The sequence below is a fragment of the Duganella vulcania genome (assembly GCF_009857655.1).
GTDB classification, from domain to species: domain Bacteria; phylum Pseudomonadota; class Gammaproteobacteria; order Burkholderiales; family Burkholderiaceae_D; genus Rugamonas; species Rugamonas vulcania.
In genome coordinates this window covers 55541-70833 of record NZ_WWCX01000026.1, presented here as the reverse complement: position 1 = coordinate 70833, position 15293 = coordinate 55541, and the positions used below count along the sequence as shown (strand labels likewise).

Below are 15293 nucleotides of genomic sequence, written 5' to 3'. Positions count from 1 at the left end.
GCCACGCTGGCGCCGCCCGTCAACCGCGCCGGCCGCGACACGCTGCACACGCGCATCGGCAACCACGGCGACTTCTTCGCCGACGCGCTGCGCCGCCTCAGCGACCGCGACGCACCGGCACTGCGCGCCCTCGGCAGCCGCGACCTCACCGATCCCGCGATCGCCCTGCTGGACGCCTGGTCCGTGGCCGCCGACGTGCTGACTTTCTACCGCGAGCGCTTGACCAACGAAGCCTATCTGCGCACCGCGCGCAGCGAACGGTCGCTGCGCGAACTGGCGGCGGAGGTCGGCTACAAGCCGCGACCCGGCGTGGCCGCGACCGTGCACCTGGCGTTCCTGCTGGACGCCAGCGCCGCGCCGGTCGAGATCCCGGCCGGCGCCAAGACCCAGACCGTTCCCCAGCCCGGTGAACAGATGCAGACCTTCGAAACCGACGAAGCCCTGCAAGCGCGCGCCGAGTGGAGCATGATGCCGCCGCGCCTGACCCGCGTGCCGGCGGTCAAACGCGTCGACGCGCTGACCCGGTCCGAATTCCGGCTCAACGACGCCAGCCTGGTGGTGCGTCCCGGCGAGCGCCTGCTGTTCCGCTTCGGCGACCTGCAGGGACAACAGGTGGGCCGCGAAATCGCCAGCGCCCGCAACGACGTGCTGACCGGCAGCGTGGTACTGACGCTGAAGCCCCGCCCCGGACTGACGCCCGACCTCGCCGCCAAGATCCTGGCGCTGACCGATGAAACGCAGAAGAAAGCCGCACAAGCCGGCGACCATGCCGACCCCAAGCTGGTGCAACTGCTCGAAGCACTGGTCACCTACCTGCTCGGCGCCAGCGCCATCGACGCGTTTTCCAGCATCAGCGAGACATCGACCGGGTTCGCCGCCGTCGATAACCCGGCGGGCGATATCCTTGCCGCGCTCCTGACGCCGACCCACAGCAAGCCGATCTCCATCGAATCCACCGACATCGACGCCAGCCTGCCGGCGCTGGAAACCGCGCCCGAGGCGCAACTGCGCGCTCCCCGCTACCTGGACCGCAAGGCCTCGGCCGGCCTGGAAGCAAACGGCGCCACGCGCGGGGCGCTGCTGCAAGCGCTGTTGCCCGGCATGGGCGAGCATCTGTACGCGGCCTGGGGCCAACTGCCCGGCACCACCTCCACGCCGGACATCGCGCCGGACCTGTACCTGCTGCGTTCCGTGCACAGCCCGTACGGCGCCAACGCGCCGCTGCTCTCCTCCATCGTCCGCACCTCCAACGACACCGACTGGACGACGGCGGAAATCGACCGCCGCTACGCCTTCCTTGACGGCGTCAACGACGCAGTCCACCCGGACAGCTACGCGCTGATCCAGACGCCGCGCGTGCAGAACGCCAGCAGCCACACGGTGCGTTTCGCCCGCGTGATCGGCGCCAGCACCGCCAACCGTGGCGACTACAGCCTCAACAGCAAAGTCACGCGGCTGGAACTGGTCGACCCAGACAGCGGAAAAATGCTCGACGTGCTGCACGACATCGAGGAAAACCTCGGCGACCTGGCCACCTCGCTCGCCTACCACCGCAATACCGTGTACGCCGTGCAGAGCGAGCTGGTGACGCTGGCCACCGAACCCATCGTGGACGACGTCGGCGGCGACAACGTCATCCTCAACGGCCTGTACGACGGGCTGGACGTGGGCCGCTGGATCATCGTGGCCGGAGAGCGCACCGACATCACGGCCAACGGCGTCGCGCTCCCCGGCATCCGCGACGGTGAACTGGCCATGATCGACGCCATCAAGCAGGTCGCCGACCCGGCCTCGCCCGCCGACAGCCGCCACACCGTGGTCTACCTGCGAAACAAGCTGGCCTTCACCTATCGCCGCAGCAGCGTCATCGTGTATGGCAACGTGGTGCCGGCCTCGCATGGCGAGACCGTGTCCGAAGTGATGGGCTCCGGCGACGCCCGGGCCCGCCTTGCAGCCTACACGCTCAAGCGCGCGCCGCTCACCTACGTGGCCGCGCCCACGGCCAGCGGCGTGCGCGCAACGCAGATCGTCCGCGTCAACGACGTGCGCTGGAATGAAGTCGACTCCCTGCTGGACGCCGCTTCCGGCCAGCGCGCCTACGAACTGTCCACCGACGCCACCGGTGCCGCCACCGCGGTCTTCGGCGATGGCGTCCACGGCGCGCGCCTGCCCACCGGCCAGGACAACCTGCGCGCGCAGTTCCGCGTCGGCATCGGCCGCAGCGGCAACGTGCAGCCCGGCCAGATCACGCTGCTGTCCACCCGCCCGCTCGGCGTGCAAGGCGTGATCAACCCGCTGCGCGCAGCCGGCGGCGCCGACCGCGACGGCATCGAACAAATCCGCCGCAACCTGCCGCAGGCCGTGCTGGCCCTGTCGCCGCGCTCGCGATTGGTGTCGGTGCAGGACTATGCCTGTTTCGCCCAGCGCTTCGCCGCCATCGGCCACGCGCAGGCCGCCAAACTGGCCGACGGCGGCGCCAGCGTGGTCTACGTCACGCTGGCCGGCGTCGGCGACATCCCGCTCGATCCCAAGGGCGCGCTGCTGGAAAACCTGAACCAGGCCTTCCACACCTACGGCGACCCGGCGCTGCCGGTGCAACTGGGCGCGCGCGAACTGATCTCGCTGGTGCTGCAAGCCAAGGTCGCCATCGATGCGGATGCCGACTGGAACGTGGTCGAACCGCGCCTGCGCGCCCGGCTGCTCGACGTCTTCTCGTTCGATCGCGCCCAGCTCGGCCGGTCGGTCTACCTGTCGGCGGCGGTGGCGGCCATGCAGACCACGCCAGGCGTGGCGTGGGTCGACGTCGACGTCTTCGGCGGCATCTCCGAACTGGCGCTGCGCGACAAGGATGCGCTGGCGGCGGCCGTGGCGGTGTTGGAACAGCAAGCCGGCGGCGGCGCGGTGCAGCAGCTGGTGGCCTGCGCCCCCGCGATGGCGGCAAGCGGCGCGCCGCAGTCGCGCCAGGACCAGATCGCACAGCGCGACGGCGAACTGCCGCGCTTCCTGCCGGCGCAGATGGCCATGCTGGCGCCCGATGTGCCCGGCACCCTGGTGTTCAACCTGGTCGAAACAGAGGGCAAATCATGCTGAACTCCCCGGACGCCCTGTACCAGCTGCTGCCCGCCTACATCCGCCAGCGCGACGCTCAGAGCGGCGGCGCCTTGCAGCAGCTGATGGCCATCATCGGCAAGCAAGCCCAATTGATAGACCGCGATCTGCTGCGCATGTACGATAACAATTTCATCGAGACCTGCGAGCCGTGGGTGGTGCCCTACATCGCCGAACTGCTTGGCTACCAGCCTTCCAGCGGCGCCGATGCCTCCCCGGCGCTGGCGCGGTACCTCGCACCGCGCCGCGAGGTGGCCAACAGCATCGCCTTCGCGCGCCGGAAGGGCACCCTGATGGTGCTGGAGGAACTGGCGCGCGACGTGGCGCACTGGCCCGCCGTCGCGGTGGAATTCTACCGCCGGCTGGCGCAGGCCCAGCACCTGGACCACTTGCACCCGGACCGGCCGGCCACCGCCGACCTGCACAACGCCGCGCAACTGCAACACACCGGTTCGCCCTTCGACACCCTGTGCAGGACCGCCGACGTGCGCCGCATCAGCAACACGCAGTCGGCCGGCTGGCACAACCCGTCCAGTGTGGGCCTGTTCGTGTTCCGTCAGCGGCGCTACAGCGTCACCCGGACTTACGCCAGCTGCCAGCGCGAGGCCGGCCAGCATTGCTACGCCTTCTCCATCCTCGGCAACGATGTCGCGCTGTACCGCAGGCCCGAGCCGCCCGCCCAGCTGCCGCTGCCCATACTGCGCGGCGAACTCGAAGCTGCACCCGCGCCCGACGCCAGTTCCGCCAGCGCCGATCCAGCGCTGTACGGCCAGGGGCGCAGCCTGTGGATCACCGCCCCCGACTGGCCGAAGAAAGGCGACCAGGGACAAGTACCCGCATCGGCCATCATTCCGGCCGACCTGTCCAGCTGGTCGTATCGCGTTCCGAAGAACCATGTCGCCATCGATCCGCAACTGGGCCGCATCATGTTCCCCCTCAAGCAGCGGCCGCAAAAGGGCGTGCTGGTCAGCTACGGTTACGGCTTCGCGATGGACCTCGGCGGTGGCGAGTACAGCCGGCCCGCGCTGCCGCTGCCCGCGCGCGTGACGCGTGTGCGCGTGCGGGCGGCCGAACACGGCAAGCCGGACCCCGGCACCTTCCCCACCATCGGCAAGGCCATCGACGATTGGCAGACCGCCCGCGCCGGCCCGCCGGAAGCGCGTCCGGAAGCGGCGCTGGTGGTAGAGCTGGCGGACAGCGGCAGCTACCACGGCGCCATCCACATCACGCTGGGCCAGGGCGAATCCGTATGGATCGTCGCCGCGCCGGGCACGCGCCCGGTCCTGCTGCTGACCGACGAGCGCGACGGCGCCGCCGACCGCATCTCGGTGCAAGGCGCAGCGGGCAGCCGCCTGACGCTCGACGGCCTGCTGGTGGCCGGCCACGGCATCGACATCTCCCCGCGCCTGCCGGACGACGGCGATAGCACCGGCATCGCACTGGTCCCGCCGGCCAACGGCGACGGCATCGATACCGCACCGCCCCCGCCGGCAGACGGCAACGGCAGCACCGACACCGGCGACCTGTGCCAGGTATGGATACGCCACAGCACCCTGGTGCCGGGCTGGGGCCTGTCGTGCGACTGCCGGCCCACGCACCCCGGCCAGCCCAGCGTCGTGCTCGACGGCAGCAGCGCCTGCCTGCGCATCGATCACAGCATCACCGGCCCGGTACAGGTGGCAGGCGCCGACGAGGCCGCGCCCATCGTCGTCACCGACAGCATCATCGACGCCATGGACACCCGCCAGCCCGCCATCGCCGGCACCCAGGGCGACATCGCGCTGGCCATGCTGACCATCGCCCGCAGCACCATCATCGGCGAAGTGGCGGTCCACGCGATCGCCCGTGCCGACGACAGCCTGCTCCTCGGCAAAGTCGAAGTCGCGCGCCGGCAGACCGGCTGCATCCGCTACTGCTACCTGCCGGCCGGTTCGCGCACCCCACGCCGCCACCGCTGCCAACCGGACGACGCCATCGCCGCCGCGCGCGCCAAGGTCGATGCCGACACCACACTGACACCCGCCCAACGCGCCGCGCGCAAGGCCATCGTCTCCGCCGACACCGCGCTCAGGGTCCGTCCGCACTTCGAATCGCTGCGCTACGGCAGCGAGCTGTACGCCCGCCTGCATCCATCCACCACCGCCGAGATCGCCGCCGGTGCGCAGGACGGGTCCGAGATGGGCGTCTACCACGATTTGTTTGAGCCGCAGCGCCTGGCGCTGCTCAACGCCCGCCTGGCCGAGTACGTGCCCGCCACCTTCGAGGCAGCCACGTTGTACGCCCACTATCCGTCCGCATCGTCCCAAGAGGCCAAGCCGTGAATGGAGATTTCGCCCGCGTCACCTTCGACTCCGCCGCCCGCTTCAGCCGCGTGCTGCTGCAACAGGGCCGCATCCTGCTGGAAGCCGACTTCAACGAACAGAGCGCGATACACCACCACTTCCTGCGCTCGCTGATCGTCGACCTGATCGGCCGCCACTGGCGCGCCGGCGACAGCTTCACGCTGGCCGCCGATCCGCAAGGCACGGCCGACTTCAGCATCAGCGCCGGCCACTTCTACCTCGACGGCATCCTGTGCGAGAACGACAGCGCCTGCAGCTACGCCACCCAGCCCTGGCCCTACTTCCCGGACGCCGAACAAGAACCACCAACGGCGGGCGGCCTCGCCTATCTCGAATGCTGGGAACGCCACGTCAGCGCGCTGCAATATCCCGGCCTGCGCGAGGTCGCGCTGGGCGGCATCGACACCGCCTCGCGCGCGCAGATCGTCTGGCAGGTGCGCGTCGCCAGCCAGACGTGGGTCGACGCCCACCTGGCGCTGGTGCTGGGCGCGCTCCAGCTGAGGCTGGCGATCGCCAAGCCGGAAGACCGCCCGTCGATCCAGCTCGTCATCGACCATGTCACCAACAGCCAAACCGCCTTCACCAACGCGCTGGCCAACTTCCCCGGCGCGGAGGCCGACTGCGCCACCGCCGGCGACCTGCTCGACGCCCTGGACGCCGCGCGCCCCCTGATGCGCGCCCGCGCCGTCCACGACGCCACAGAGGACGATCCCTGCTCGCTCTCGGCCGACGCCGCCTTCCGCAGCCGCGAGAACCAGCTCTACCGCATCGAAGTCCACGACAGCGGCTTGGCCGATGGCCACGCCACCATCAAATGGTCGCGCGAAAACGCCTCGGTGGTATTCGCCATACGCGGCGCGCCCAAGCTGGACGCCGAGAGCAACACCCTCTCGGTCGGCCTGGAGAGCTTCGGCCACGACCACCGCACCGGCCTGTGCGAAGGCCAGTGGGTCGAGCTGACCGGCGACGCCTTCGAATTCACGCCGGTCGCGCCGCCGCTGGGCCAGGTCTTGAAAATCGACCGCACCCGCCACACCATCGTCGTCCAGCTGCAGCAAAAGACCACCGTGGATTTCGCGCACTGCACGCTGCTCAAGCGCTGGGACCAGCACGACGGCGTGAATGCCGCCGGCGTGCTGCAAGTCGAGGAGCACAACAGCGCGGCCTGGCTGCCGCTGGAACGCGGTGTCGAAGTGCAGTTCCGTGTAGGCGGCTACTACCGCACCGGCGACTACTGGCTGGTGCCGGCGCGCGTCGCCAGCCGCGATGTCGGCTGGCCGCAGGCGGCGGGGCGGCCGGCCGCGATTCCGCCGCACGGCGTGCAGCGCCACCGCGCGGCGCTGGCCTACTTCAAGCGAGACGCAGCCGACGGCTGGGAATTCGGCCGCTGCGGTTGCTCGATGCTGCCGCTCTGCCCCTGACCGAGTTCGGCAAAAGCGGAGTCCTCTGGTTTATCATTCAATACTTAACCATTGAATGCGGAGCCCATGAGAATTCCACTTCGCCTCACCGCGGCGGTATGCGCTGCAGCCCTATTCAGCAGCGTCCACGCGGGCATCGATGGCGACGCGGCCCGCAAGCTGTCGGCGCTGAAGTCGCTTGCGCTGTCGCCCGCCCCCATCTCGCCGAAACAGGTGGAGAAAGCGCTGGCGCTGACATTGGACCGTAGCTGCGCGGACGTCGATCTGCCGCCCGAGGGCAAATTCCACATCTGCCTGTATCGTCCCGCCAAGCAGGACACGCACAGTCTCGCGTTCGTGCAATACAAGACCATCGACCGCTCCGCCGGCGAAGACAGCGAGGGTGGCGTGGAGTTCATCACGCACGGAAAACATACCTGTATCCGCAGCAAAGACCTGAGCAACGCATTCCAGCTTGCACCGGCGCCGTCGTCCGAGCCAGCGTTCCCCGAACCAAAGCTGCCTTACATCCCGGTCGCCCGATACCGGTTCAACTTCCCGAATCAAGGCGCGCATGTGGAGGTATTCCAGACCGGCGAATGCGTCACCACAGTGACATTGCTAAAGCATTTATAGCATCTTCGGCTATAATTTCGCCATGTTAAAAATGGCGAAGCGACACACATTGCACATCTGGATAGCCCTGCTGGCCATCCTGTTCAGTGCGATCGCGCCCGCCGTCTCCAGCGCGTTGGCCGCCACCGACACGGTCCAGGTTTGCACCGTGGACGGCTACAAAATCGTCAAGCTGGACGGCGCCGACCAAGGCAAGACACCGGCCTCCGCAAAGCACGCCATGGAGCACTGCGCGTTCTGCACCCTGCATGCGGACGCCCACCCGCTGCCAGGCGCGCCGTCCGTTCCGCTCGCGCTCGATGCCGGCCGCGACACCTACCCGCCACTGTTCTACACCGCACCGCGGTCGCTGCACACCTGGTCCGCGGCCAATCCGCGCGCCCCGCCCTTCCTCGCCTGAGTTCCTTCAGCGGTACCGCCGTTTGCCGGCGGTGATCCATCACGAACTTTCGAGGCGACTCCATGATCGCAGGCACTCCCACGGCCGGAACTTCCGGCCTGTATCGCCGCATCTGGCGCTGGCACTTCTTTGCCGGCCTGGTATGCGTACCCTTCATCTTTTCACTGGCCGCCACCGGCGCCATGTATCTGTTCAACCGCCAGATTGACGACCTGGTCTACGCGCAGCAGATGCTGCGCCAGGAGCCGGCTGGCAAAGCCACGCCGGTACCGGCGTCCACGCTCATCGCCAACGCGCTGCACGCCTGGCCCGGCCAGGCCAAGGCATTGACCCTGCCGGCCGACGAGCGCCACAACGCCCAGGTGGACGTGATCCAGCCGGACGGCGCGACCGTGCAGGTGTTTGTCGACCCGGGCACCGGCGCCGTGGCGGGCGCCATCGACGAAAGCCGGCGCCTGATGACCATCGTCAAGCACATCCACTCGCTGGCAATCGCCGGCGACGGCGGCAAGGCGGTGATTGAAATCGTGGCCGGCTGGATCATCATGCTGATGGCCAGCGGCGCCTACCTGTGGTGGCCGCGCGGCCGGCGCGCGGGCGTGGTCTCGATCCGCCGCCAGGCGCAAGGCCGCGTGTGGTGGCGCGACCTGCACGCCGTAACCGGCGCCTTCGGCGGCGGCATCATCCTGTTCCTGGCATTGACCGGCATGCCGTGGTCCGTGTTTTGGGGCAAGAACGTCAACGCCTGGCTGAGCGCCCATGACCTCGGCGTACCCGACGGCATGTGGCGCGGCGTGCCGAAATCCACGCTGCCCGCCAACGCACTCGGCGACCTGCCGTGGACCCAGCAACAGCAAGCCGTGCCGGCATCCGACGACCCGCATGCGGCGCACAAAGCTGCGCCACATCAAGTCCGCTCCAACCCCGGCTACAACCTGCTGGACAATTCCGCCATCGCCAGCCCGGACGCCATCGTCACCCAACTGGCGGCCATGGGCGTCGATCGCGGCTACCGCCTTGCGCTGCCCGGCGACCCGCGCGGCGTCTACAGCGCGATCTACATGCCGGGCCAGGTGGCGGACCATCGCGTGGTCCACATCGATCAATACAGCGGCAAGGTATTGATGGACATCGGCGCCGGCCGCGTTGGCGCCATCGGCCGCATCACCGAATGGGGCGTGGCCGTGCACCAGGGCCTGGAATACGGCACACCGAACCTGCTGGTGATGCTGGCCGGTTGCCTGGCGCTGATGGCGCTGTGCGTCAGCGGCATCGTCATGTGGTGGCAGCGCCGGCCCGCCGGCAAGCTGGCCGCGCCCGCGCTCAGGCACGGCGACCGGCTGGCCAAGGGCGTGATGCTGATCGCCGTCGTGCTGGGCTGCTGCTTCCCCTTGCTGGGCGCGTCGATGCTGGCCGTCCTGCTGCTTGACACCTTGATCGGGGCGGTGCGCCGTCCCGCAGTCTAAACAAAACCAACTGAGTACATTATGCAAACCATAAACTTCCCACAAATCTTGATGTTATCCACCATGTCGCTGGCGCTGCAAGCCGCCTGGGCCGCTGAGGACGCCGCCCCGGCCATCGACCCGCAACATACCGTGATCATTTCCGCCATCGGCGAAGGGCTGCATCCACGCCCGAACGGCGCCAGCGACACCACCCTGTTGTTAAGTTCCGTTCCAGGCTACAGCTCGGCGCAGGCCGGCGGCGTCTCCGCGCTGCCCTTCCTGAACGGCCTGGGCGACGACCGCCTCAAGATCCGCATCGACGGCATGGAAATCACCTCGGCCTGCGCCAACCACATGAACGCGCCGCTGTCCTACATCGCGCCGACGCAGATCGGCCGCATCGACGTGCTGGCCGGCGTCACACCGGTCAGCGCCGGCGGCGACAGCATCGGCGGCACCATCGCCGTCAGGTCCGCGCCGCCGGTATTCGCCGACAAGGCCGACGGCCTGCACACCAGCGGCAAGCTCTCGCTCGGTGGCCGCAGCAACGGCGACGCCGTGACCGGCGGCGTCTCCGCCAACATCGCCAACGACAAGATGAGCCTGGGCTACAACGCCAGCTACGCGCGCAGCCACAGCTACGAGGACGGCAACGGCCAGCGCGTGCTCGGCAGCCTGTATGAAAGCATCAACCAGTCGGCCGTGCTGGCCTTCCGCGACCAGCAACAGCAACTGACGCTGCGCGCCGGCATCCAGCACATCCCGTATCAGGGCTTCCCCAACCAGTACATGGACATGACCGACAACGACGCCAAGTTCGCCAATCTCGGCTACGTGCGCAAGCTCGGCTGGGGCGAGCTGGACGCCAGCGCCTACTGGCAACGGACCCAGCACGACATGGGCTTCTTCTCGCCCGAACGCGCCGGCAACATGCCGATGGTCACGCAAGGCCGCAACGCCGGCTACGCGCTCAAGCTGACCATGCCGGTCGGCGACGCCACCCGCCTGCGCGCCGGACACGAGTACCACACCTTCCGCCTGGACGACTTCTGGCCGGCCGTGCCGCGCTCGATGATGATGGGGCCGCAGACCTACGTCAACGTCAACGACGGCCAGCGCGACCGCGTCGCCCTCTACGCCGAAGCCGAGACCGAGCACAACGCGCAATGGACCACGCTGCTTGGCGCCCGCTGGGAGCAGGTGCGCATGGACACCGGCGATGTCCAGCCGTATTCCAACAACATGATGAACGCGGCGGACGCTGCCGCCGCGGCGGCCTTCAACGCCCGCGAACACCGCCAGCGCGACGGCAACCTGGACCTGACGGCGCTGGCCCGCTTCGACGCCGACGCGGCCACCACCTACGAGCTGGCCGCCGCCCGCAAGACCCGCTCGCCCAATCTGTACGAGCGCTACACCTGGGGACGCGGCACGATGGCAATGACCATGACCAACTGGTTCGGCGACGGCAACGGCTATGTCGGCAACATCGACCTGAAGCCCGAGACCGCCTACACCCTGGCCTTCACCGCGCACTGGCACGGCGGCAACGGCGCGCAAGCCTGGTACGTCAAGCTCAATCCGTACTACAACCGCGTGAAGGATTACATCGATGTCGACGTGCTGGGCCAGTTCAAGCCATACAACAAGGCCGGACGCGGCGCCTTGCTGCGCTTCGCCAACCATGATGCCCGCCTGTATGGCGCCAACCTGTCGTGGAGCGTGCCGGTGGCGGCCACGCTCAAGTTCACCGGCACCGCCGCCTACACGCGCGGCAAGCGCACCGACGGCGGCGACCTGTACCACATGATGCCGGCCAATACCCTGCTGACGCTGGAGCACAGCAGCGGTGCCTGGACCAACCAGGTGGAAACCAGGCTGGTGGCCCGCAAGAAGAAGGTCGATGAGCAGCGGCTGGAGCCTGTCACGGCAGGCTACGCGCTGCTGAACGCCCGCACCACCTACCAGTTCCGCAAGAACACGCAACTGACGGCGGGTGTGGGCAATCTGCTCAACAAGGCCTACGCCGATCCGCTCGGTGGCGTGTACCTGTCGGGACTGCGGGCGAATGGCGGCGCGTTGCAGCCATTGCCCGGATACGGCCGCTCGGTCGATCTCGGCCTGACGATCGCGTTCTAAGCCAGCATGCGCGCGACGGCTTGCGCCAGCGTCGCGCTCATGCCGATATCGTTGCTGACGTGGCACACGGTATCGCAAGTGACGATGCGCCCGGCGCCGGCCGCTTCAAGCTCGGCGTACGCCGCATCGGCGAACAGCGCATGCACGCCGACGCACACCGGCGGCGGACAGCCCGCCGCCTTCAACTGCTCGACCGTCGCGATCATGGTACGCGCGGTCGACACGATATCGTCCACCAGCACCGGCGTCCTGCCGCCCAGGACGCCGGCGGGCGGCAAGGACACGGCCACCTCGCGGTCGCCGCTGCGCACCTTGCGCAGCACCGTGTAGGGACAACCCACGCCGGCGGCCACTTGCGCCACCCACTGCTCGCTCTCCTCGTCCGGCCCCACCAGCACGGGCCGTTCCACGTTGGCCGCGATCCAGCGCGAGATCTCCGGCGCGGCCGGCACCACCTCGGTGCGCATCGTATAGATTTCGGACAGGCTGTGGAAACGGTGCAGATGAGGATCGACCGTCACCATCCAGTCGCAGCAGCCCGACAGCAGCCGCGCAAAGTGCCGCGCCGTCACGCCTTGCCCCGGTGCGAACACGGCATCCTGCCGCATGTACGGCAGATACGGCGCAACCAGGCCCACGCTGCGCGCGCCCAGTTCCCGCGCCACGCAGGCGCTCAGGTACAAGGCCATGATCTTGTGGTCCGGCCGGTCCATCGCGCCCACCAGGATCAGGTCGCGCCCCTCCACCGCGGGCGTCATCTGCGGGCAGGTTTCGCCGTCCGGGAACCGATGCAGCAATAGCTCGCCGGCGTCGCAGCCCAGGTGTCCGCGCAAATGGCCGGCGAAATGTTCGACGCCGGGCAGCGCCATCAATATCGCACTCATCACGCCTCCTGAATCGAGAAAATATCGTCCTCCGCCTCGGCGTAGGCCAGCGCATAGGCCAGCTCGCCGGGCGACTCCGCGTGCAGCGTCAACAAGGGCTGGCCCGCGCTCAGCAAGGTGCCCAGGGGGGCATGCAGCTCCAGCCCGGCGGCTGGCGACTTCGGTGCACCGGCCAGCTTGGCCAGGCGCGCCAATCGCCGGTTGTCGATGGCGACCAGGCTGCCCTGATGCAAGGCGGTGATCACATGCGTGTAAGCGGCGCGCGGCGGCTCGCGCATGCCGCCTTGCGCCTCGCAGATCGCCTGCATCTTGGCCCAGGCAGCGCCGCTGTCGAGCGCACCGCAAGCCAATGCCAGGCCTTCGCCGGGGGCGGCCTTGCCGCCCATCTCCAGCACCCGCCCGGCCAGCAGCAAGGCGCGCTGACGCAGGTCGGCGGGCGCATTGGCCTGGTTCTGCAACACCGATAGCACATCCCACGCCTCCAGCGCCGGGCCGATGCCGCGCCCGACCGGCTGCGTGCCGTCGCTCAAGATCACGCTGACGTTGATGCCCAGCGCCTTGCCGACCGCATCGAGCCGGTGCGCCAGCGAATGCGCGGCCTGCTGCGAACGCACCTTGGCGGTACGCCCGACCGGCACGTCGATCACCACATGGGTGGAACCGGCGGCCACTTTCTTCGACAGCACCGACGCCACCATCAGGCCGTCGCTGTCGAGACCCAGCGGACGCTCGACGCGGATCAGCACATCGTCGGCGGGACTGAGCGACACCGCGCCGCCCCAGGCGATGCAGCCGCCCTCGCGCTCGACCACGCGGCGCATGGTCGGCAGGTCCAGCGCCACCGGCGCCAGCGTCTCCATCGTATCGGCGGTGCCGGCCGGCGACGTGATCGCCCGCGACGACGTCTTCGGAATGATCAATCCACAAGCGGCCACGATGGGCACGACCAGCAAGGTGGTGCGGTTGCCGGGCAGGCCGCCGACACAATGCTTGTCGACCACCATATCGGAGTTCCAGTGCAGCCGCTGGCCAACCGCCACCATGGCGCGGGTCAGCGCAATGGTTTCGGCCACGTCCATGCGGTCGCCGGAACAAGCCGTGATCAGGGACGCCAGTTCGATCTCCGAGTAGTGCCCGTCCACCACATCGCGCACGATGGCCTTGGCCGCGTCGCTGCCGATGGGACGGCCGTAGATCTTGGCCCGCACCGCCGACATCGACGCCACCGGCTGCGCATGCGCCACGCGCAAAGGCTCGCCGTCGTCGCCGCCCAGCGCGCGCCAGGCCGCCTCCGACAAGCCCAGCTCGCACGTCTGGATCCAATCGCCATGCACCACGTTGAGCGTGGCCACGATATGCTGATCGCCGCGCCAGATCTCGATGCGCGAACGCGACTCGAAGCCCTCCGATTTGCAGACCGGGCAATCGCTGCGCAGGAAGGCGATCGGCTCCTGATAGGTGTCGACGCGCAAACGGCGCAAGCTCAAGCCGGCCACCGGGCCTGCGCATTGCGGCCCCGCGTCCGGTGTTGGCATGCGGGTCATGTGAGCTCCTGCTGTTCCAGGTATTCGGGCACGTGGCAGTTCCAGTGCAGCTGCTCCTCGATACGGTGACGCAGCGCGTCCGCGGCCGCCGGCTCGCCGTGCGTGATGAAGGTGCGCTTGGGCGCCTGCTCGAAGTGGCCCAGCCAGCTGAGGATTTCGCCCGCGTCGGCATGGGCGGACAGATTGTCGATCTGTTTCACGCTGGCCCGCAGCGGCACATACTCGCCATAGATCTTGATCTCGGGCGCGCCGTCAAGCATGGCCGCGCCGCGCGTGCCGCCGGCCTGGAAGCCCGCGAACAGGATCGTGTTGCGCGCATCGCTGGCGAACGCCTTCAAATGATGCAGCACACGGCCGCCGGTCGCCATGCCGCTGGCGGCGATGATCACCATCGGCAGCCGGCGCATATTGAGCGCGATCGATTCCTCCACGCTGTTGACGATATGCGCGGCGTGGCACATGGCCTCGCACTGCTTGTGGTCCAGGCGATGCAGGTGGCGGTGCTTCTGGTACAGCGCGGTGGCGTCCGTGGCCATCGGACTGTTGAGGTACACCGGCAGCGCCGACGGCAACTCGCCCCGCTCCTTGAGCTGGTGGATGGCGTACAGGATGGACTGCGCGCGGCCGACCGCAAATGCGGGAATCACCGTCACGCCGCCGCGCGCGGCGGTCTCGCGGATGGTCTGGCCCAGCAGGATGGCGGGATCGGCCGGATTGTGCACGCGGTCGCCATAGGTCGATTCCAGCACCAGGTAGTCGGTGCGGGCGACATGGCTCGGCTCGACCATGATGGCGTCGTGCAACCGGCCCAGGTCGCCGGAGAAGGTCACATTGCGCTCGCCATCGCTGATGGTGACGATGGCCGCGCCCAGGATATGGCCGCCCAGCGCGAGCTGGCCGCGCAGCTTGCCGCAGATATCGAAGGGCTTGCCGAACGGGACCGGCGAGAACAGTTTCAGCGCGCGCTCGGCGTCGTCCTCGGTGTACAGAGGCAGCGCCGGCGTGTGCTTGGAATAGCTGTGGCGATTCGCGTGGCCCGCCTCCTCTTCCAGCAGGCGGCCGCTGTCGGGCAGCAGGATCTTGCAGAGATCGTAGGTGGCCTCGCTGCACAGGATCTTGCCGCGGAAGCCGTTTTTGACCAGCAACGGCAAATAACCGCTGTGATCCAGGTGGGCGTGGGTCAGCACCACGGCCTGGATTGTGGAGGGATCGACCGGCAGGTCGGCCCAGTTGCGCAGGCGCAGTTGCTTGTAGCCCTGGAACAGGCCACAGTCGAGCAGCATGCGCGAACCGCCCGACGTGAGTAAATATTTGGAGCCGGTGACAGTGCCGGTCGCTCCGAGGAATTGTATTTTCATAGTTTTCACCTCGTGTGGATGCATGGGGCGCCGC

General features: G+C 68.4%; 10 protein-coding genes. 7 read left to right on the top strand and 3 right to left on the bottom strand.

Features of this window, described 5'->3' with window-relative positions; translation table 11 throughout:
* The 7 genes from GTP90_RS16380 to GTP90_RS16350 all read left to right on the top strand — a co-directional run.
* The coding region (locus GTP90_RS16380) for a putative baseplate assembly protein (RefSeq protein WP_161084557.1) at positions 1-3090 on the top strand (3090 nt) is incomplete at its 5' end.
* Positions 3084-5429, top strand: a complete 2346-nt coding sequence (locus GTP90_RS16375; protein WP_161084556.1) for a hypothetical protein — start codon at positions 3084-3086, stop codon at positions 5427-5429. The genes GTP90_RS16380 and GTP90_RS16375, both read left to right, overlap by 7 nt.
* Entirely contained in the window at positions 5426-6871 is a 1446-nt protein-coding gene (locus GTP90_RS16370; RefSeq protein WP_161084555.1) for a DUF6519 domain-containing protein, read from the top strand. The genes GTP90_RS16375 and GTP90_RS16370 overlap by 4 nt, the downstream gene beginning before the upstream one ends.
* A 66-nt stretch (positions 6872-6937) precedes the next feature.
* Positions 6938-7486, top strand: a complete 549-nt coding sequence (locus tag GTP90_RS16365) for a hypothetical protein (protein WP_161084554.1) — start codon at positions 6938-6940, stop codon at positions 7484-7486.
* A 49-nt stretch (positions 7487-7535) separates the two neighbouring features.
* Positions 7536-7886 carry a DUF2946 domain-containing protein gene (locus tag GTP90_RS16360; RefSeq protein WP_254451891.1) on the top strand — a complete coding sequence of 117 codons (351 nt, stop codon included), beginning with the start codon at positions 7536-7538 and terminating at the stop codon, positions 7884-7886.
* 62 nt (positions 7887-7948) lie between these two features.
* A complete protein-coding gene (locus GTP90_RS16355; RefSeq protein ID WP_161084552.1) occupies positions 7949-9352 on the top strand; it encodes a PepSY-associated TM helix domain-containing protein in 1404 nt (467 codons plus the stop codon).
* 51 nt (positions 9353-9403) lie between these two features.
* Positions 9404-11473 carry a TonB-dependent receptor plug domain-containing protein gene (locus GTP90_RS16350; protein WP_161084551.1) on the top strand — a complete coding sequence of 690 codons (2070 nt, stop codon included), beginning with the start codon at positions 9404-9406 and terminating at the stop codon, positions 11471-11473.
* On the opposite strand, the gene GTP90_RS16345 is transcribed toward GTP90_RS16350, so the two are convergent.
* The 3 genes from GTP90_RS16345 to GTP90_RS16335 are packed head-to-tail and all read right to left on the bottom strand — an operon-like array spanning position 11470 to position 15259.
* A complete protein-coding gene (locus GTP90_RS16345) occupies positions 11470-12357 on the bottom strand; it encodes a ribose-phosphate pyrophosphokinase (protein ID WP_161084550.1) in 888 nt (295 codons plus the stop codon). The genes GTP90_RS16350 and GTP90_RS16345 overlap by 4 nt on opposite strands.
* Positions 12357-13892 (bottom strand): thymidine phosphorylase family protein, encoded by a 1536-nt coding sequence (locus GTP90_RS16340; RefSeq protein WP_217431984.1) that lies wholly within the window; start codon positions 13890-13892, stop codon positions 12357-12359. Before GTP90_RS16340 ends, GTP90_RS16345 begins: the two co-directional genes overlap by 1 nt.
* 5 nt (positions 13893-13897) lie before the next feature.
* Positions 13898-15259: an MBL fold metallo-hydrolase RNA specificity domain-containing protein gene (locus GTP90_RS16335; RefSeq protein WP_161084548.1), complete on the bottom strand. Its 1362-nt coding sequence runs from the start codon at positions 15257-15259 to the stop codon at positions 13898-13900.
* Between the last annotated feature and the right edge of the window lie 34 nt (positions 15260-15293).